Raw genomic sequence first — 17,548 nt, 5'->3', positions numbered from 1 at the left:
GAAAGCCGGGGCACCGCTGCATCGCTGCGGCGGTGCCCCGGCACGGGGCGGTCAGGCCGGTCAGAGCAGCCAGCGGTTGCGACTGACGAAGGGCAGCCGCGCCCAGGCCTTGCCCAGGCCCCAGGTGGCGCCCGCTCCGGCCGCCGCGAGGGCGATGATGGCAATGGCGTAGACGAGGTGGTAGTCGGCGAACGGGTTGGTCGACATGCTCGGCGACCCGTCGGACAGGTGCTTGGCGGGCGGCCACTCGGCCACCCACATCAGCGCCATCATCGCGGTGCCGGCCACGGCCGCGATACGCAGACCGATGCCCGCGATCAGCGCGACCCCGATGCCGAGCAGTCCGAGCATGAACAGCCAGTCCGCCCAGCCGGCCCCGGCCCAGTCGTGGAAGGTGGACTCCATCGGCCCGGCGGCGACCGAGCTGAGGAAGCCCTTGGTGGGCGAGCCGCCGTCGATCCAGCCCTTGCCCGAGGCGGTGGCGTAGCCGATTCCGAAGGTCTTGTCGAGGAAGGCCCACAGGAAGACGAACCCGGTCAGGATGCGGAGGCCGGCGAGGAGGTGTGTGCTGGTCGCCGTCAGGGTGAGGGTCTCGCCGGCGGTCCGCTCGGCCGTCCCGGCCTTGCGCACGGACAGCATGGGGAACCGCACGTGCCGGTGGGGCTGTTCGTGAACTGCCATGATGTTCATCCCTTTCGAGGGGTGACGCGACGCAGGGTTATGGATGCTCGTTGCGTTTTTAATGTCCCGCTTCGCCCACCGGGCTCGCAGGGGCTGCGAGGCCTGCACGGCAGGGCCGAACGTCCCTTCTGCGCAGGCCTGTTCAGCTTCCTCCGGGCCATCCGGTCGGCACGAGGAGCACGGGGCAGTGCGATCGGTGCAGCAAGGTGTGAGCGACCGGTCCCAGGCGCGGACGGAGCAGGTCAGGCCGATGGTGGTTGCCGATGACGACGATGCCGGCCTCGTGGGTGGCCTCCAGCAACGCATGCGCAGGCCGGGTACGAACTGTGGACGTCTCGACGCCCACTTCGGGGTGCCGCTCGCTCAACTGGGCCATGGTGTACCGAGGTACCGCCGCTTCGGAGGCGTCACGCATGGCAAGTTCCCGCTGTCCGGGGCTCGTTGCGGGAACCAGCGACGGCAGTTCGGGCGCGACGTGTCGTTGGGACCACGAGTGCACGACGCGCAGCCGGGCACCGCGCCGCTCCGCTTCCTGGAAGGCATAGGCCGCCGCGTCCGCGTCGGCGTCACTCCCCAGCCCCAGCACCACCGCGCGGCCCTCGTCGCACCGATGGTCTCCGCGCACCACCAGCAGCGGGCTGCGGAGGTGCGCCGCCAGGCGCAGGCTCACCGAGCCGAACAGCAATCCGGCCACCCCACCGAGCCCGCGGCTGCCCACCACCGTCACCACTGCCCCGTCACTCTCCCGCACCAGCGCCGCGGCCGCCCCGCCCTCGGCCGACACGGTCTCGACCGGCAGGTCGGGATGGTGCTCACGAACCCGTGAGGCGGCCGAAGCGAGTATCGGCGCGGCCTCGTCCCGCCCGGGAGCGGCGTAGACGATGCGCAGGGCTGCGCCGCGGCGCACCGCCTCTTCGGCCGCCCAGTCAAGCGCACGTACGGCGACCAGCGAGCCGTCCCACCCGGCGACCACGTGCTGGAAAGTCATGTGTCTGTTCCCTTCTGTGCTCCATGCCTGACGTGTACGGATGAAGCGGCCCACGGGCGTCCTTCGTGCACCCTCTGATGAGTGGTGGATCACCCTCCGCGGCTGATGAATCCGTCGGCGTGCGGTCGCCCAGACAGGCAGAGGGCTTCGGTCGCGTCCCGGTCGGAGAGCCGCCCTTGTCCCCCCTTTCGGTTCCATAGGGCCGACCGGCCCTTCCCTCGGGCCTGATATACGGCTTTTCTCTATGTATGGCCGATAACCACACCAGGCCCAGAGCTTGCCACGCGGAACGAGCCGCCGGCGACGCCACCGTGGTGGAAGCGCACGGCGAGATCGACATCCTCACGACACCGTCGCTCGCGGAACTCCTCGACACGCTGTCCGCCGGGCCGTGCCCCGACCTGGTGCTGGACCTGAGTGCCATCTCCTTCATCGACTGCAGCGGACTTCGTCTGCTGTGCCGGACGAGGACCCGGACACTGGCCCGGCACGGCCGGCTGCGGCTGGTCACCGACAGCACCTGCGTCCTGCGCATCCTGCGCGATACCCGGCTGACCGGCGCCTTCGAGATCCACCCCGACCTGTCGGCCGCGCTCGCCGCGGTTCCTCCCGGGGACATCGCCGCTGTCACGGGCTGACCGAAGCCGCTGAGCGGGTCAGCGGTTCGGCACTCCTGCGCCGAACACCATGTGGCGGGCGCGCCGCGGGGTTGCGGGGCCCTCCGGGCCGTAGCCCAGGCGGATCAGGATCTGCGCGTGTCCGGTGTGCTCGGGATCCGGGCTCAGGGAGCGACGCAGGTCGGTCCATTCCATCGGCTGGTGCAGCAGGGACGCCCGCAATCCGAGGACCGTGGCGACCAGCAGGACGTGTTCGAGGGCCTCGCCCGCGCGCAGCCAGTCGGTACGACGGTCGTGTTCGGTCCTGAGCAGGGCGATGACCGGGGCGGTCTCGAAGTCCCGGGCCGACAGCCGCTCGGGGTGCCGCTCGGCGGTGAAGTCCCGCATGGGGATGCGTTCGCGCGCGTCCTGCGGGCCGAGTGCCGTCCGTGGGAGGCCGGCGTCGGTCACGCCCCTGTGCACCCAGCGGCGGCTCTCCGTACCACGGTCGGCGTCGAAGCGGTTGCGATGCTCGGCCACCGCAGTCACGCGCAGCAGGCGTTCCGTCTCAGCCGCCTCGGGGAAGGCCAGTGAGGCGCCTTCCGCGTGGGCCGCCTCGGCGAGTTCGGCGCGTGCCTGCGCCGACAGCGGCTTGCCCGTGAACGGGAAGCGGCTGCTGTGCCTGCGCCAGACCGCCGGGTAGAGGTCGGCGCGATGCTCCGTGGTGTGGCGGTGCCGTGATCCCGTAGGCCGGACGACGGCGAGCAGTCCGGGATCTTCGGGGCTCGGCAGCAGGCGTACGACCGGTGACCAGCCGAAGTGCGACACCGCCACGCGCAGGTTGAAGACTGAGGCACCCACCGAGAGGTGGAGGGCACGGGCGGCGGGGTCGGCATGGCGCAGGCTTCGCTCCGGGGCCGCGCGCACATCGAAGGCGACGGTGTCGGGGTCGAGCCTGAAGCGCCACGGCTGGGTGTTGAAGAACGAGGGTGCGGCCACGGCCGCCGCGATGCAGGCTTCCAGGGTCTCGGCGTCGAGAGGCGCGGATCGCATGGTGCCCTCCTCCCGCACAGGTTTCGGAACAGGTGCTGTAGTCCTTCGAGGGTGCGAGGACGGGCGGTCATCACGTGAGAGGCCGATGGCCCCTCCCCGCCGGCCGGTCAGTCCACCGTCGGCCGTCGAGGCGACAGCCGGGCCGGGCCCACAAGGGCAAGGGCCGTGGGGGCGGGGGTGAGGCTGGGAGCTGGTCCAAGTGGCGGTGGCGGAAGGTCACCGGCCACGGCCACGGCACGGGCTGCGCCCCGGTCTCCGGCTCGGATGCGGGTGCGGCCCCGATCCTGGCCTCAGGCGCGGAATCGCGCTCGGGCGGGAAGTCCACCGGTCGCGGCGGAGCCGGACTGCGAGGGCTGACCTGGGCGGCGGCGCGGAGGTGCTGGCCTGGTGTGGTGGGGGGGGTCAGGCGGAGGTGAGGCTGGGGAGCAGGGTCAGGTGACGGCGTCCGGCGGCCGGGCGGGTGGCGGCGGGGAGGTCGCTGGCCGCACCCGCCGGGCCCGCCATGGCAGGGGCTGCCGCGGCCAGGGCGGGGGTCCGGGCGGGCGGGGCGGTGCGGGGGGTGGCCGTGCGGATGACGTCTTCGAGGGCCTGCGTGAGGCGGGCGAGGTCGTGGGGGGTGTGGTCGGCATCGACCGAGGCACGCACCGCGGTGGTGACGCCCCGCTGGGGCAGATACAGCGGCATCTGCTGGGCGACGGTCTTCCACGCCGCAACCCCCCGGGCGGCCAGCTCACGGCGGATCAGCGCGGCGGGCAGCCGCGGATGATGGAAGGTGACGATCCCGCACTGCACCCGGCCCGGCGCGATCAGTTCCACCCCCGGCACCTGCCCAACAGCCGCCCGCAACAGCGGCCACAACCCAGCGCCATCGACCGCACCGATGCCGTCCTGGTCAGTGAGCGCGGCGTTCAGCCCCACCACCGCGGCCAGCTGCGGCTCCGGCCCCAGCACACCCGCCGACCCCACGCCACCGCTCACCCCAGTCGAGGCAGCCCAACCACCCATGGCGGACGCAGGCGCGGGAGTGGCGAGCAGGGCGCGGGCCCGGGGGCTCAGAGCGGCAAAGCCCACTCCCAGCGGGCCCCGAAGGAACCGCCAGCCATCCCCCGTCAGCACGTCGAACCCCATAGCGCGGCCGTCCACCGGCAGCTGACCCACCGACTGCGCGCCGTCCACCGCGTACAGGCACCGATGCCCCGCCAGCAGCAGCCCGACCGCCTCGACCGGCTGCACGATCCCGCAACCCATCGGGACATGCGCCACCGACACCAACGCCACGTCCTCGTCAAGACGCGCCGCCATCCACTCCAGATCCAGGTCACCATCCGCACGCAACGGCACCGTCTCCAGCCGCGCCCGGCTACGCGCACACGCCGCCGTCAACACACTCAGCCGGCCCACACTCTCAAACGGGGTGGTCCACACCCGATCCCCCCGCCCCAACCCCAACCGGCCCACCAGCGTGGCGAACGCCGCATCGGCATCCGCCACCAGCACCAGCCCGTCAGCCGGCATCCCCACCAACCCACCCAAGCGGCCATACACCTCGGCGCCCGCAGCCTCCTCAAACTCCTCCGCCACCTCGTGCGGCCCCTCGTACTCCTCGCGCCGCATCACCTCAGCAACCAACGCCCGCACCCCCGCCGGCATCCGGCCCCGCTCCGCCACATTCAAGAACACCCCCGCAGCCGACGTCACCGCACCCGCTGCCGCAGTCTCTGTTGCCGTCCCGGAGCCACGCCCGGCCACCGTCCCCCGCCCCAATACCGTCACCACGCCCATCTCCAGGACCTCCCACCACATCCAGAACCTGTGCCAGCCATTGCCAACCTGATGGCAATAGATTGCCTACCAGGGCAGGGAGTTGGCAACGCGCACTCCACCCGCACTCAAGCAACCAGCCCGCGCCAATCTTGACAAATCACGCAAAACGCCCTCAGATGCCAAACGACACCACCAAACCCCAGCCATACCCCAGGCGCACTCCAGCGCCCCCACACCAACCCCCAACCCACCAACCCGTACCCAGGCAAAGTCTTGCCAGACCGCGCCAGTCACCACACCTCCGGACCCGAAGGAGCGACGAACAGCGCGACCCGGTGCTCCGGTCCGACTTCGCGCGGGATATCGCTTTGTGGGCCCTGGGGCGCCGCCATAGGGTCACCGGCATGTCAATACGTCTTCGTATGCGTCAAGCGCTGCCGGAAGCGATGCGTGCCCGTGACAAAGCCGCAGTGAGCGCCCTGCGCACAACGCTCGCTGCGCTGGACAACGCCGAGGCGGTGCCCCTGGACGAAACCGAGCCGCACAACCTGGCCCTTGAGCAGTCACCGGTTGGTGTCGGCGCCACCGAAGCAGCGCGACATGAGCTGAGTGAGCGCAGGGTGGTGGACATCGTGCGCGCCGAGGCCGCCGAACGGCTGGAGGCCGCAGCACAGTTGACCGCGCCCGCGCACGCTCATCGAGCCGCGCAGCTCCGCGCCGAAGCCGCCGTACTGCATCGCCTCCTCGACAGCCCCGCCACCCCGTAGGACACAACGCCGCACCCACACCGAAGCAACACAGGAGCGCAAGCGCGGCCTCGGCCCACTGATCACCGCACCGGCCCGCAGAAGCGTCATCGCCTCACAGCGGAGCCGGTGCTGTCGTGTGCGGAGGAGGCGGGCCCTGCCCGCGCTCGGGCACGTGGGGGAATCAGCGTTGCGGACTCTCGCACTGAGCGCCTCGTCGGTTGTCTGCGGCCGTAGACCCCGGCGCTGGCAGATCTTCCCGCCCGTCCGACGAAACCCCAGGTCAAGTGGATATCTGGTCATGTGTCAGGTGGCGCAACACTCCGGCAACACCTCTTTCCCTACCGGATAGGTATGGTCCGAAACATGTCAGCCACCGACCGCATCCGCGACCACGCCGGCCAGGGCGCGACCACCGTCGCAGCCCACCGTGCGCGGCGGAGGCTGCGTGCGGACCGGGCACGCCAGCTCGCCGACCTGCTCCGCCACCAGCTCCTGGCCGGGGGGTTCCCGGACGGCGCGCTTCCTCACGAGACGATCCTCGCCACGGACTACAGCGCGTCCCGCAACACCGTTCGCCAGGCCCTCGACCTCCTGCGTGCCGAGGGCCTGGTCGAACGCCTCCCCGGCGTCGGCACGGTCGTCGTGGCCCAGAAGTACCCGCACGGACTCGACCGCCTGATGGGCCTCGCGGAAACCCTGCGCGAACACGGCCATGTCAGCAACGAGGTGCGCACCGTGGGCGCCGTCCCCGCCCCGTCCCCGGTAGCCGACCGCCTGCACCTCCCACCCGGCACCGACGTCCTCTACATCGAACGTCTGCGCCGGCTGAACGGCCTGCCCCTGTCCCTCGACCTGACGTACATCCCCCTCGACATCGGCACCGCCCTGCTCGGGGAGGACCTGGAGAACACCGACATCTTCCGGCTCCTGGAGTCCCTCACGGGCCAGGCTCTCGGCCACGCCGAGATCAGCCTGGAGGCGGTGAACGCGGACGCCCATTCCGCCGCCGTGTTGCAGGCACCGCACGGCGCGGCCGTCCTGATGCTGGAACGACTCACCTACCTCGCCGACGGCCGGCCCGTCGACCTGGAGTTCATCCGCTTCCGCGGCGACCGCATCGCGATGAGCGGTCTGCTGCACCGGTCCCTGTAAACACCCCGCTCGCGCACATTCCTGGAGACAGCTATGCCCTTGGCACCCCAGCGGGCCGACGTGCCCGTGACCATCGACGAGTCCAAGTGCATCGACGGCTGCACCCTCTGCGTGGACATGTGCCCGCTGGACTCCCTCGCCATCGACAACAGCAGCGGCAAGGCGTACATGCACGTCGACGAGTGCTGGTACTGCGGCCCGTGCGCGGCCCGCTGTCCCACCGGAGCCGTGACAGTCAACATGCCCTATCTGCTCCGGTGAGAGGTCCCGAACTCCCGTGAAACACACCGCACTTGCCGTACCGGCTGCCCTTCTCCTGCTGTCGCTGACCGCCTGTGGCGGCAGCGCCGAGGCGGGTGACGGCAAGAACGTCACCATCACCGTCGGCTACCAGTCCAAGACCATCAACACGGTCACCGCGGGCACCCTTCTGCGCTCCCTCGGCTACTTCGAGAAGGACCTCAACGCCCTGCACGACGGCCACACGTACAAGGTCGACTGGCAGGACTACGCCACCGGCGCCCCCATCACCGCCCAGATGACCGCCGGGAAGATCGACATCGGCTCGATGGGCGACTTCCCGCTGCTCATCAACGCGACCAGGGGCAAGCAGCTGAACCGCCCCACCCACCTGGTCTCCGTCACCGGCTACAACCTCCGTGGCGGTCTCAACACCATCGTCACCGCCCCCGGCTCCACACTCACCTCCCTGAAGGACCTGAAGGGCAAGAAGGTCTCGACGAGCGTCGGCTCCGCCGCCGACGGCACACTCGTACGGGCCCTGCAGCACGCCGGCATCGACCCGAACGACGGCATCGAGAAGCTCAACCAGCAGCCCGCCGTAGGCGCGTCGGCACTGGCCGCCGGCAGCACGGACGCGCTCTCGCAGTTCGTCGCCTGGCCAGGTCTGCTCGCCTACCAGGGCAAGGCGAAGGCTCTGTACGACGGCGCCGAACTGAACCTGCCCACGTTTCACGGTGTCACCGCCCTCGAGGACTTCGCGAAGAAGAGGCCCGCCGTGCTGGAGACCTTCCTGAAGGCCCAGGCACAGGCCACCGACTATCTCAACACCCGTCCCGTGAGCGCCGCCGAGAAGGTCGCGAAGGCCACCGGCCTGCCCGCCGAGGTCGTGTACCTCTACAACGGCGCCCACGGCATCTCCACCTTCGACCCGGCCGTCAAGCCGCAGCTCGTCTCCGCGCTCAAGCAGGACGTGTCGGTCCTGAAGGAGGCGAAGCTGACCGGCGATGTGGACGTGGACTCCTTCGTCGACGACCAGTACGTGAAGAAGGCCCTCGGGGCGTCGTACGCGAAGCAGCTCGCCGCCACTCCCCCGACGGCCGCGGGCGAGGTATGGCCCAAGGGCGCCGAGAAGACCAAGGCGTTCAAGTCCCCGGCTGAGCTCCTGAGTTATGTGGCCGCCCACCGCGACGGCATCCGCGCCGCCTACGTACCCGACGCCACCACCGGCACTCTGTGGTTCGCCGACAAGGCGGTGTGGGTGGCCGACGGCGAAACGCTCCTGCCGTTCGTCGCCCCGGCGACTGCGCAGGCGTACGTCTCCGCGCACGGCGGCGCCCGCGTCATCACCTATGCCAAAGCCCTGGAGCGTGCCGCATGAGCAGGCCCGCACCGCGAGCGAGCCGCTACCGACGGCCACTCCCGCCGATCGGCCGGTACGCGCTGCGGGTGGCCGCCGTCGCGGCCGCCCTCGGCCTCTGGCAGATCCTGACCAGCCTGGACATCGACCTGTGGCTGCGCTTCTCGCAGTTCCCCACGGTCACCGACGTCGCCCACGCCTTCGCCGACCGCCTCACCGGGGCCGACTACTGGACCGACCTCACCGACAGCCTCACCCGCATCCTCACCGGCTTCCTGCTCGCCGCGGTGCTGGGCGTAGCGGTGGGCGTGCTCGTGGCCCGCTCCCGTCTCGCCGAGGACCTGCTGGGTCCGCTGCTGGAAGTGGTCCGCCCGATCCCGGCGATCGCCCTGGTCCCCGTCGCGATCCTCCTGTTTCCCTCCAACGAACAGGGCATCGTCTTCATCACCTTCACCGCCGCCTTCTTCCCGGTCCTGGTCTCCACCCGGCACGCCGTCCGCGCGCTGACCCCCGTGTGGGAGGAGGCCGTGCTCACGATGGGCGGCGGCCGGTGGCGGATTCTCGGCTCGGTCGTCCTGCCGGGCGCACTGCCGGGCATCTTCAGCGGTCTGTCGGTCGGGATCGGTGTCTCGTGGATCTGTGTGATCTCCGCCGAGATGATCTCCGGCCAGTACGGCGTCGGCTACCGCACCTGGCAGGACTACACGATCGTCTACTATCCCGGCGTCTTCGTCGGCATGGTCACCATCGGCATCCTCGGCTGGCTCACCTCCACCGCGGTGGAACTCCTGGGCCGACGCCTGACCCGGTGGCTGCCGCGGACGTCGTACGTCCCCGGCGCCCGGCCGGCGCCACCACGCACGCCCGCCCGGCCGGCCCCCACCGCCGCACGCACCGACCAGCCCTCCGACGCCGAGGAGGCACGCGATGAGCACCTCGTCTGACACCAAGCCCGACCTCGGCACGCTGGACAAGGCGCCGTCCCCCGTACGCGGCACCCGGCTCACCCTTCGCGCCACCACGCTCGGCCGCCACGATGCCCCCGTCCTGGATGGGGTCGACCTGGACATCGCGCCGGGCGAGATCCTCACCGTCGTCGGTCCCTCCGGCTGCGGCAAGTCGACCCTGCTGCGCACCCTGGCGGGCCTGCTGCCCCCGCTCGCCGGAGAGATCAGCCAGGACGGGCACCCCCTGACCGGCCCCACCGCGGAACGCGCCCTGATCTTCCAGGAAGACGCTCTCCTCCCCTGGCGCACCCTGCGCGCCAACGTGGAACTCCCGCTGGCCATACGCGGGTTGTCACGAGCGGAACGCCGCACACAGGCGGACGCGTGGCTGGCCCGGGTCGGCCTGGCCGAGCAGGCCCGGCAGTTGCCGCACCGCGTGTCCGGTGGGCAACGTCAGCGCGCCCAGCTGGCACGCGCCCTTGCCGCACGCCCACACGCCGTCCTCATGGACGAACCCTTCGGCGCCCTCGACGCCCAGACCCGTGCCGGCATGCAGGACCTGCTGGTGGAGGTGCTGCACGGCACGGGCGCGACCGTCGTCTTCGTCACCCACGACATGGAAGAGGCCCTGTTCCTCGGCGACCGCGTGGCCCTGCTCGGTTCCGGCCGACTCGTCGCCGTACGAGAGGTGCCACGCCCGCGCGACCGCGCCGCCCATGACGATCCGGCGCGCATCGCGCTGCGACGCGACGTCCTCACGTCACTCGGTTCTTGAAAGGCACACTGGTGGACACCCCCCTGCAGATCCCGGCCCTCGCCGACGCCGAGGAGATCAGCTGCGACGTCCTCGTCATCGGCGGCGGCACCGCCGGCACCATGGCCGCCCTGACCGCCGCCGAGCAGGGCGCGCACGTCCTGCTGCTGGAGAAGGCCCACGTCCGCCACTCCGGCGCACTCGCCATGGGCATGGACGGCGTCAACAACGCCGTCATCCCCGGCCGCGCCGAACCCGACGACTACGTCGCCGAGATCACCCGCGCCAACGACGGCATCGTCGACCAGTCCACCGTCCGCCAGACCGCCACCCGCGGCTTCGCCATGGTGCAGCGCCTGGAGTCGTACGGCGTGAAGTTCGAGAAGGACGAACACGGCGACTACGCGGTCCGCCAGGTCCACCGCTCCGGCTCCTACGTGCTGCCCATGCCGGAGGGCAAGGACGTCAAGAAGGTCCTGTACCGGCAGCTGCGGCGGCGCGAGATGCGGGAGCGGATCCGCATCGAGAACCGGGTGATGCCGGTGCGCGTACTCACGGCCGAGGGGCGGGCCGTGGGAGCGGTCGGCTTCAACACCCGTACGGGCGGCTTCGTCACGGTCCGCGCGGGCGCGGTGATCCTGGCGACCGGTGCATGCGGCCGCCTGGGCCTGCCCGCCTCCGGCTATCTGTACGGCACATACGAGAACCCGACCAACGCGGGTGACGGCTACGCCATGGCCTACCACGCAGGCGCCGAACTCACCGGCATCGAGTGCTTCCAGATCAACCCGCTGATCAAGGACTACAACGGCCCCGCCTGCGCCTACGTCGCCAACCCCTTCGGCGGCTACCAGGTCAACCGGCACGGCGAACGCTTCGTCGACTCCGACTACTGGTCCGGCCAGATGATGGCCGAGTTCGCGGCGGAGGTGGCGAGCGACCGCGGCCCGGTGTACCTGAAGCTCAGCCACCTCCCCGAGGAGTCGGTCTCCGCGCTGGAGTCGATCCTGCACTCCACCGAGCGCCCGACGCGCGGCACCTTCCACTCCGGCCGCGGTCACGACTACCGCACCCACGACATCGAGATGCACATCTCCGAGATCGGCCTGTGCGGCGGCCATTCGGCCTCGGGCGTACGGGTCGACGACCGCGCCCGTACGACCGTGCCGCGGCTGTACGCCGCCGGTGACCTGGCCTGTGTGCCGCACAACTACATGATCGGCGCGTTCGTGTTCGGGGACCTGGCGGGGGCGGACGCGGCCCAGTACTCCGCGTACGAAGGGGAGTTGCCAGCCGATCAGCTGCGCGAGGCGCACGAGCTGATCTACCGCCCGCTGGGAAACCCGGACGGCCCGCCGCAGCCCCAGGTCGAGTACAAACTGCGCCGCTTCGTCAACGACTACGTCGCCCCGCCGAAGTCCGGCGCCCGTCTCTCCCTCGCTCTGGAGGCCTTCGAGCGGATGCGCGAGGACATCGCCGCGATGGGCGCCCGCACCCCGCACGAACTCATGCGCTGCGCCGAGGTCACCTTCATCCGCGACTGCGCGGAGATGGCGGCACGCGCATCGCTGGCCCGCACCGAGTCCCGCTGGGGTCTTTACCACGACCGCCTCGACCACCCGCATCGTGACGACGCCTCCTGGTTCCACCACCTCGACCTGTACAAGTCCGCCTCTGGCGCAATGGAGTTCACGGCGCGACCGGTGGCTCCCTACCTGGTCCCGGTCGACGGCTTCACCCCGACCGACGGCCCCTCCCGGCACCTCGGCGAGGTCCACCCTGAACACGTGGCGACAGCAGGGGCCCGGGAAGCGGCGCCGGTGGCGTTGCGGCAGGAACCCACCGCGGCCGACACAGCCGCCCACCCCCGGGCCGACGCGGACGCGCCGGCCACACCCCGACTGCTCGAACTCCTCTCTCTCGCAGAGGACGAGCCCGATCTCTCCCTGCTCGCCGCCTACTTGACGGACCCCGAGCCCAGCGTCCGCCGGACGGCCGTCACGATCCTGACGGAGAGCGTGCCCCCGGGCACCGGCCCCGCACTGGCCGCGGCGCTCACCGACCCCGACACCGGCGTCCGCGCCGCCGCGGCCGCCTCACTGCGCGAACTGGTCGAGACGCTCCCGCCGGAACCGGCCCTGCGCGACGGCCTCGCCGCCGCCCTGTCCGAGGCCGACCCCGCCGTCCGCGCCGCCGCACTGGACGTGCTGCGTGCCCTGCGGCTGGGTGACGCCGAGTTGTTCGCGCACTCCCTGTCGGACTCGGACATCGCCGTACGCATCGCGGCCGTGCGCGCGCTCGTGTCGGTCGACGCCGCCGCAGAGGTGGCCCGCGCGGCGGCCGTCGAACCGTCCCGCGAGGTCCGCGTCACGATCGCCAAGGCGCTGGCCACCCTGGGCACAGCATCGGACACGGCGCGCTCTGCCCTCGCCGCACTCGTCGACGATCCCGACGCCCTGGTGCGTGGGGCCGCCTACGAGGCTCTCGGCACGACGGGCTGCCCGATAGCCCTGGCCGCACGCGCCGAGACGGCCCTCACCGACCTGGCCTGGCAGGTACGGGCCGGCGCTGCCACCGCTCTGTCCGCCGCCGACTCCGAGCCGGCCGTGCCGGCCCTCGCCAAGGCCCTCACCGATGTGAACGCCGACGTCCGCAAGGCAGCCGTACTGGCCCTGACCCGGCACCGTGCCGTCGAGGATGCCCGAGTTGCCCTGGCCACCGCGACGACGGACTCGGACGCGGACGTCAGGGCCTACGCGGCGCGGGCGCTGTGACCGGTCAGGGATTCGTCCAGGCCTCGGGGTCCTCCGCGAGGCTCAGGACGTCGTCGGGCAGCTTGGCCGCGGCCACGTGGGCCAGGGTGACCTCGCCGAGGATCTTGCGGATATTGGCGCGTACGGCGATCCAGAGCGGCAGCAGCGACTCCGCGGGACCGCTGTAGGAGAGCTCGGGCGGACGCACGCCTCGCACCGAGACGAGGGGGCCGTCCGCCACGCGGATCACGTCGGCGATGGCGATCGAGTCGGCCGGACGGGCGAGCCGGTAGCCACCCTTGCCGCCGCGCTGGCTGACCACGAGACCGCCCCGGCGCAGATCGCCGAGGATGCCCTCCAGGAACTTGTGCGGGATACCCTGCGCCGCGGCGATTGCCTCGGCCTTGAGCGAGGCCTCGTCCCCTGCCGCGGCCAGCTCCAGTGCCGCCCGCACCGCATAGTCCGCCCGCGCCGAGATCCGCATGCCCCGATTATCCATCACTGCCGTGTCCACCTGTCACGGGCTGCGCCGTCAGGAAGGAAGGGTGAACGGCGGGTGTGCGCCGTTGAGGAAGTAGTCCCCGACCTCGCGCAGTCTGTGGGCGACCGGCTCGCGCAGGGTGTGTGTCCGGGCGTTGCGCCAGAAGCGGTCGAAGCCGTGCCGCGTGGAGGCAGCATCGGCGCCGATGACTTCCAGGGCGCGGGTGGTGATCTCCTGTGCGGCCCGGGAGGCGGCGGACTCGGCCACGCTGGCGAGGACGGCGATCTCCGCGCATTCCTCGTAGTCGAGATCCTCACCCTGTACAAGTCCGCGCAACAGGGCATCCACCGCCTGCTCGGCGAGGGCGGACGCGGCGCGTGCGGCGACGGCGAGCTCGCCGTACGCGGTCAGCGCGTACGGATCCTGCGGCGGGCTGTCCGGCCAGGGCTGAGGCGAGAAGGGCTGCCAGGAGGACCTCATGCCCCTTCCGCACTCGCGGACCTCGGCCAGCAGCCCCTCGGCCACGCCAAGACAGAACTGGACGGAGACCAGACGCGCGGTCGGCGCGGCCAGAGAGGAGAAGGGTGACAGGACGCCCTCGTCCGGCGAGAGAGAGCCGAGCACATTGTCGGCCGCGACCGGCGCGGAGTCGAACTCCACGCCGCCCCCGGCCGCCAGCCGCTGCCCGAAGGTGTCCCCGTCGCTGCCGCTCACGACGCCCGAGCGGGCGGGGTCGACGAGGACGGCCAACGGCTCACCGGTGCCGTGCTTGGCGGCTCGGACCACCAGCCGGTCGGCGATACCGACCCCGGTGGCGTACCTCTGATAGCCGTTCAGTCGATAGCCGCCCGACGTGGGGGTAAGGATGAGCGGTGGTTCGTGTGAGGCGATCCCGCCACCCCAACACCACTGCCCCGCTGTCGAATCCCGCTCGATGCGGGCGGCTCGGGTGGGCCCGGCGAAGAACCGGGCGCTGAAGGACAGGAAGTAATGGTTGCCCAGCAGGTGGCCGATGGCACCGTCGGCCGCGGCGACGGTACGGACAGCCGCGTAGGCCGTGCGCCAGTTCGCGCCCCCTCCGCCGTGCACGGAAGGTGCCAACAGTGTCAGCAGCCCCGACTCCCGCAGTCGTGCGACCTCGTCGAGCGGTGCTTTGCCGGCCTGTTCGCGCTCGACCGCGTCAATGGCCAGGTCGTCCGCCATCTCGCGGGCTATGTGCAACCAGTCGACCTGCCCGGCTCCCGCGTCGGTGACCCCGTCCGCCGTCACCGTCATATCCGTACCCTCTTCATGCGACTGCGACTGTCGCTGCACCTCAGTGCTGTGGTCATGGCGTCTTCCTTCAGGGGACCGAGGGCGACGCGGGGCCCGGCGAGGCGGCGTGGGTGTGCGGCGGTGCGCGGTGACGCGTCGGCGTCATCATCCTCACTGCCCTCGTTGACCACCGTCAACAGTTCCCTAGTAATTCGATAGGAAACCTAGGGATATTGGTTGGCTCCGGCTGATTCACGCTCTCGGATGGCGAGTTCGCGACGGCTCTGCGAGTGGCGGGCGGTCGTACGAGGACCTTCCCCGGCCCGATGCGATCGGCGCCCCACGGCCGCCTACTTGCCCCTGTCCGCCTGTCGCCCAGATCAGACTCCCGTCGGCGAGTCCGGATCGCATGGCGTCCCGCCTGCGGCTGCGGCGAGGCTCTGCCGCAGGCGGGTGAGGCGTGCGATCTCCGCGTCCAGGGTTGCCAGGCGATCGGCCACCACGTCACTGAACTCGTCGGGACGCTGGGCGCAGGATGCCGACGGCTGGTCCTGGACGAGGAGATCCAGGCGGTGGGTGCGGCGGCGGAGGTCCTCCAGGGTGAGACCCAGGGCCAGAAGGCTGCGAATGACGCGGACACGGGCTATCTCGGCGGAGCCGTACTCACGTTGGCCGGACGAGGTCCGTGGCGGGGGCCGAATCAGGCCGCGGGCCTCATACAGGCGCAGAGCGCGCGGTGTGGTTCCGGCCGCAGCCGCTGCCTCGCCGATCCGCATGCCCGCCCCGCCCTTCTACAACTCCACGATGGACGCCCCGAAGGAGCGGCCGGCGATCAGCTGGGGCAACGCCCCCGGGGCGCGCTCCATTCCACGGACCGGGGTGTACGGGAAACGGATGTCGCCCGCCCGCAGCCAATCCCCGAAGCGGGCCTCCCACTCCTGCTCGACATCCGGGTGGCCCAGACCGCTGTAGCCGGCGATCGTGACGCCCCTGGTCAGCAAACGGTAGGTGTCGAGCACAGTCGGCGCGCTCCCACCCGCTCGGTCCGGGGACAACTGACCGTCCAACGCGCCCACCAGGGCGAACCGGGCACCCCGGTTCGCCACGTGGACGGCGGCCGTCAGCTGTTCGCCGCCCACGGTGTCCAGGACGACATCGATACCTTCCGGCGCCGCCTTCGCGAGTTGCCCGTCGAGCGGGGCGGCTCCGCGCAGCACGATGGCGTCGTAGCCGAGTTCCCGCTCCAGTCGCTCGGCCTTGTCCGGTGATCCGGTGCTGCCGACCACCCGGGCGGCGCCCAGCAGCCGGGCGATCTGGCCCGCCATGGTGCCCACAGCACCGGCGGCACCGGTCACGAACACGGTGTCGCCCTCGTGGACGTCGGCCAGCCGGGTCAGCGCGCCGTACGCCGCCGAGCCCTGGGCGAGATGGTCCACCGCGTCGGGCAGATGGCCGTCCGCCGGCCTGCACTCGGTGACGGCGGGCGTCGCGTACTCCCGCCAGCCCTGGAGGTGCAGCACCAGTTGACCCTTATTCAGCGGCCCGTCGACCACCTCGCCGATCGCAGGGCCGAACAGGGCGTCGCCCGGGTGCAGCGGCGGCAGCGGGACATCGCGTGTCTCACCTCCGATGAGGGTGCGCAAGCCCGGGAAGACGAGGAAGTGGGTGTTACGGACGAGCACCTGGCCGGCCTGAGGACGCGGGATGGGCGCATGCGCCAGGGTGAAGTCGTCCGGGGTAGGCAATCCAGCGGGGCGGCGGACCAGGCGTACAAGACGATGAGTCGCGTTCATGGCCCGGACGCTAAGCCTTGACCCGTGGGTCAGGGGCAAGGCTCAGCGGTGAAGAAGATGCCGGCAGGTCGTGCGGACCATTCAGCTCGCCGGTGAGGAGCTCCGGGGCGACGTCGCTGGACTTGAACTCCGCGGCGAGCAGGGCGGTCAGCAGGACGAGCTGGACGTGACTCGTTGGCTGGGCGCGCCCGAGGGCGGCCAGGTCGTCCGGGCGAGACAGAACGGTGGGACTCCGGGGGGAGACCGGGGCGGGGCTAGATGATCGATTCCAAGGGGGGCTCGACGAGACGAGTGTGACTGAGCGTGCTACTTGCCCAGTTGAGCGGCAGAGTCGGCTTCGGCCACACGCCTTCCCCAGGCCCTGATGTGCCGAGCCACGGTAGTTGGCACCTGGCCACGCTGGTTGGCACCGCCCTCGCTCATCCATGCCAAGATTCGAGGGTGGAGATGACCGACGTCACGCGTGCGATCGCGGCTGCGACTTCGGTCGCCACATCGCTCGACCTGCCGGCCGACGGCGCGATCGTTCTCCACAACTCGAACAAGCTGGCACTGCGGCTGACGCCATGCGGCGTCCTTTCCCGGGTCGCCCCTGTGGGACAAGAGGTTGCACAGTTCGAAGTCGAGCTCGCTCAGCGGCTCGCCGAGGTCGGATGCCCGGTGTGTCCCTTGGAACCTCGGGTGGACCCGCGTGTGTACACGCGCGATGGCTTCGCAGTGACGCTGTGGACCTACTACGAGCCCGTGACACCTCACACCTCACCAGTCGCCTACGCCAAGGCGCTGGAGCAGCTGCACGCCAGCATGCGCAAGGTCGATGTGCCGAGCCCGAGGTTCATGGACCGGATCACGGAGGCGGAAGAAGTTGTCGCCGACCCGGATCGCTCACCGGAGCTCGCCGACGCAGACCGCGTTTCCCTCAGCGGCAGGCTGGCAACCCTGCGACGAGCGATCGACGACCGCGGCGGGGGGGGGGGGGGGGG

General features: G+C 71.0%; 16 protein-coding genes and 1 pseudogene. 9 read left to right on the top strand and 8 right to left on the bottom strand.

Annotation, left to right across the window (positions count from 1 at the left end):
• Positions 1 to 60: 60 nt before the first annotated feature.
• Both ACN6LB_RS40405 and ACN6LB_RS40400 read right to left on the bottom strand, forming a co-directional pair.
• Entirely contained in the window at positions 61 to 681 is a 621-nt protein-coding gene (locus ACN6LB_RS40405; RefSeq protein WP_445030225.1) for a hypothetical protein, read from the bottom strand.
• A 142-nt stretch (positions 682 to 823) separates the two neighbouring features.
• Positions 824 to 1,669 (bottom strand): universal stress protein, encoded by an 846-nt coding sequence (locus ACN6LB_RS40400; protein WP_445030224.1) that lies wholly within the window; start codon positions 1,667 to 1,669, stop codon positions 824 to 826.
• Between the two features lie 248 nt (positions 1,670 to 1,917).
• Here ACN6LB_RS40400 and ACN6LB_RS40395 point away from each other — a divergent pair, with 248 nt between their 5' ends.
• The gene (locus tag ACN6LB_RS40395; protein WP_445030223.1) at positions 1,918 to 2,307 is read left to right on the top strand and encodes an STAS domain-containing protein; all 390 of its coding nucleotides are present in this window, start codon (positions 1,918 to 1,920) and stop codon (positions 2,305 to 2,307) included.
• Positions 2,308 to 2,325: 18 nt separating this feature from the next.
• Here ACN6LB_RS40395 and ACN6LB_RS40390 read toward each other — a convergent pair whose 3' ends face one another.
• Both ACN6LB_RS40390 and ACN6LB_RS40385 read right to left on the bottom strand, forming a co-directional pair.
• Complete coding sequence (locus ACN6LB_RS40390; protein WP_445030222.1) at positions 2,326 to 3,318, bottom strand: Acg family FMN-binding oxidoreductase; 993 nt, start codon at positions 3,316 to 3,318, stop codon at positions 2,326 to 2,328.
• A 402-nt stretch (positions 3,319 to 3,720) separates the two neighbouring features.
• Complete coding sequence (locus ACN6LB_RS40385) at positions 3,721 to 4,998, bottom strand: aminotransferase class V-fold PLP-dependent enzyme (RefSeq protein WP_445030221.1); 1,278 nt, start codon at positions 4,996 to 4,998, stop codon at positions 3,721 to 3,723.
• Positions 4,999 to 5,528: 530 nt separating this feature from the next.
• Between ACN6LB_RS40385 and ACN6LB_RS40380 the strand changes: the two genes are divergently transcribed.
• The 7 genes from ACN6LB_RS40380 (at position 5,529) to ACN6LB_RS40350 (ending at position 13,058) form a co-directional block, all read left to right on the top strand.
• A complete protein-coding gene (locus tag ACN6LB_RS40380; RefSeq protein ID WP_445030226.1) occupies positions 5,529 to 5,849 on the top strand; it encodes a hypothetical protein in 321 nt (106 codons plus the stop codon).
• 345 nt (positions 5,850 to 6,194) lie between these two features.
• Complete coding sequence (locus ACN6LB_RS40375) at positions 6,195 to 6,983, top strand: GntR family transcriptional regulator (RefSeq protein WP_445030220.1); 789 nt, start codon at positions 6,195 to 6,197, stop codon at positions 6,981 to 6,983.
• Between the two features lie 33 nt (positions 6,984 to 7,016).
• The gene (locus tag ACN6LB_RS40370; protein WP_355747586.1) at positions 7,017 to 7,244 is read left to right on the top strand and encodes a 4Fe-4S dicluster domain-containing protein; all 228 of its coding nucleotides are present in this window, start codon (positions 7,017 to 7,019) and stop codon (positions 7,242 to 7,244) included.
• Positions 7,245 to 7,260: 16 nt separating this feature from the next.
• A complete protein-coding gene (locus tag ACN6LB_RS40365; RefSeq protein ID WP_445030219.1) occupies positions 7,261 to 8,604 on the top strand; it encodes an ABC transporter substrate-binding protein in 1,344 nt (447 codons plus the stop codon).
• The gene (locus tag ACN6LB_RS40360; protein WP_445030218.1) at positions 8,601 to 9,527 is read left to right on the top strand and encodes an ABC transporter permease; all 927 of its coding nucleotides are present in this window, start codon (positions 8,601 to 8,603) and stop codon (positions 9,525 to 9,527) included. The genes ACN6LB_RS40365 and ACN6LB_RS40360 overlap by 4 nt, the downstream gene beginning before the upstream one ends.
• Complete coding sequence (locus ACN6LB_RS40355; RefSeq protein WP_445030217.1) at positions 9,511 to 10,305, top strand: ABC transporter ATP-binding protein; 795 nt, start codon at positions 9,511 to 9,513, stop codon at positions 10,303 to 10,305. Before ACN6LB_RS40360 ends, ACN6LB_RS40355 begins: the two co-directional genes overlap by 17 nt.
• Complete coding sequence (locus ACN6LB_RS40350) at positions 10,302 to 13,058, top strand: fumarate reductase/succinate dehydrogenase flavoprotein subunit (protein ID WP_445030216.1); 2,757 nt, start codon at positions 10,302 to 10,304, stop codon at positions 13,056 to 13,058. Before ACN6LB_RS40355 ends, ACN6LB_RS40350 begins: the two co-directional genes overlap by 4 nt.
• Positions 13,059 to 13,062: 4 nt before the next feature.
• Here the strand turns inward: ACN6LB_RS40350 and ACN6LB_RS40345 are convergent, their stop codons facing one another.
• From ACN6LB_RS40345 to ACN6LB_RS40330, 4 genes are all read right to left on the bottom strand, one after another.
• Entirely contained in the window at positions 13,063 to 13,521 is a 459-nt protein-coding gene (locus ACN6LB_RS40345; RefSeq protein ID WP_356146516.1) for an RrF2 family transcriptional regulator, read from the bottom strand.
• Positions 13,522 to 13,569: 48 nt separating this feature from the next.
• Positions 13,570 to 14,793 carry an acyl-CoA dehydrogenase family protein gene (locus tag ACN6LB_RS40340; protein WP_445030215.1) on the bottom strand — a complete coding sequence of 408 codons (1,224 nt, stop codon included), beginning with the start codon at positions 14,791 to 14,793 and terminating at the stop codon, positions 13,570 to 13,572.
• A gap of 359 nt (positions 14,794 to 15,152) precedes the next feature.
• Positions 15,153 to 15,548, bottom strand: a complete 396-nt coding sequence (locus ACN6LB_RS40335) for a MerR family transcriptional regulator (protein WP_445030214.1) — start codon at positions 15,546 to 15,548, stop codon at positions 15,153 to 15,155.
• 15 nt (positions 15,549 to 15,563) lie between these two features.
• Positions 15,564 to 16,565, bottom strand: coding sequence for an MDR family NADP-dependent oxidoreductase (locus tag ACN6LB_RS40330; protein ID WP_445030213.1), 1,002 nt, complete (start codon positions 16,563 to 16,565; stop codon positions 15,564 to 15,566).
• Positions 16,566 to 17,012: 447 nt separating this feature from the next.
• On the opposite strand from ACN6LB_RS40330, the pseudogene ACN6LB_RS40325 reads away from it, so the two are divergent.
• Positions 17,013 to 17,548, top strand: a pseudogene (locus ACN6LB_RS40325) (aminoglycoside phosphotransferase family protein); the annotation flags it as partial.

The organism is Streptomyces sp. SAS_270, assembly GCF_052543295.1.
This window is presented reverse-complemented; position numbering and strand designations above follow the sequence as displayed.

What these genes read in the sequence shown, in the direction of transcription:
- ACN6LB_RS40390 (WP_445030222.1), bottom strand. Translation starts at nt 3,318, where the DNA reads ATGCGATCCGCGCCTCTCGACGCCGAGACCCTGGAAGCCTGCATCGCG.
- ACN6LB_RS40400 (WP_445030224.1), bottom strand. Translation starts at nt 1,669, where the DNA reads ATGACTTTCCAGCACGTGGTCGCCGGGTGGGACGGCTCGCTGGTCGCC.
- ACN6LB_RS40395 (WP_445030223.1), top strand. Translation starts at nt 1,918, where the DNA reads ATGGCCGATAACCACACCAGGCCCAGAGCTTGCCACGCGGAACGAGCC.
- ACN6LB_RS40360 (WP_445030218.1), top strand. Translation starts at nt 8,601, where the DNA reads ATGAGCAGGCCCGCACCGCGAGCGAGCCGCTACCGACGGCCACTCCCG.
- ACN6LB_RS40380 (WP_445030226.1), top strand. Translation starts at nt 5,529, where the DNA reads ATGCGTGCCCGTGACAAAGCCGCAGTGAGCGCCCTGCGCACAACGCTC.
- ACN6LB_RS40355 (WP_445030217.1), top strand. Translation starts at nt 9,511, where the DNA reads ATGAGCACCTCGTCTGACACCAAGCCCGACCTCGGCACGCTGGACAAG.
- ACN6LB_RS40405 (WP_445030225.1), bottom strand. Translation starts at nt 681, where the DNA reads ATGGCAGTTCACGAACAGCCCCACCGGCACGTGCGGTTCCCCATGCTG.
- ACN6LB_RS40370 (WP_355747586.1), top strand. Translation starts at nt 7,017, where the DNA reads ATGCCCTTGGCACCCCAGCGGGCCGACGTGCCCGTGACCATCGACGAG.
- ACN6LB_RS40375 (WP_445030220.1), top strand. Translation starts at nt 6,195, where the DNA reads ATGTCAGCCACCGACCGCATCCGCGACCACGCCGGCCAGGGCGCGACC.
- ACN6LB_RS40340 (WP_445030215.1), bottom strand. Translation starts at nt 14,793, where the DNA reads ATGACGGTGACGGCGGACGGGGTCACCGACGCGGGAGCCGGGCAGGTC.
- ACN6LB_RS40345 (WP_356146516.1), bottom strand. Translation starts at nt 13,521, where the DNA reads ATGCGGATCTCGGCGCGGGCGGACTATGCGGTGCGGGCGGCACTGGAG.
- ACN6LB_RS40330 (WP_445030213.1), bottom strand. Translation starts at nt 16,565, where the DNA reads ATGAACGCGACTCATCGTCTTGTACGCCTGGTCCGCCGCCCCGCTGGA.
- ACN6LB_RS40335 (WP_445030214.1), bottom strand. Translation starts at nt 15,548, where the DNA reads ATGCGGATCGGCGAGGCAGCGGCTGCGGCCGGAACCACACCGCGCGCT.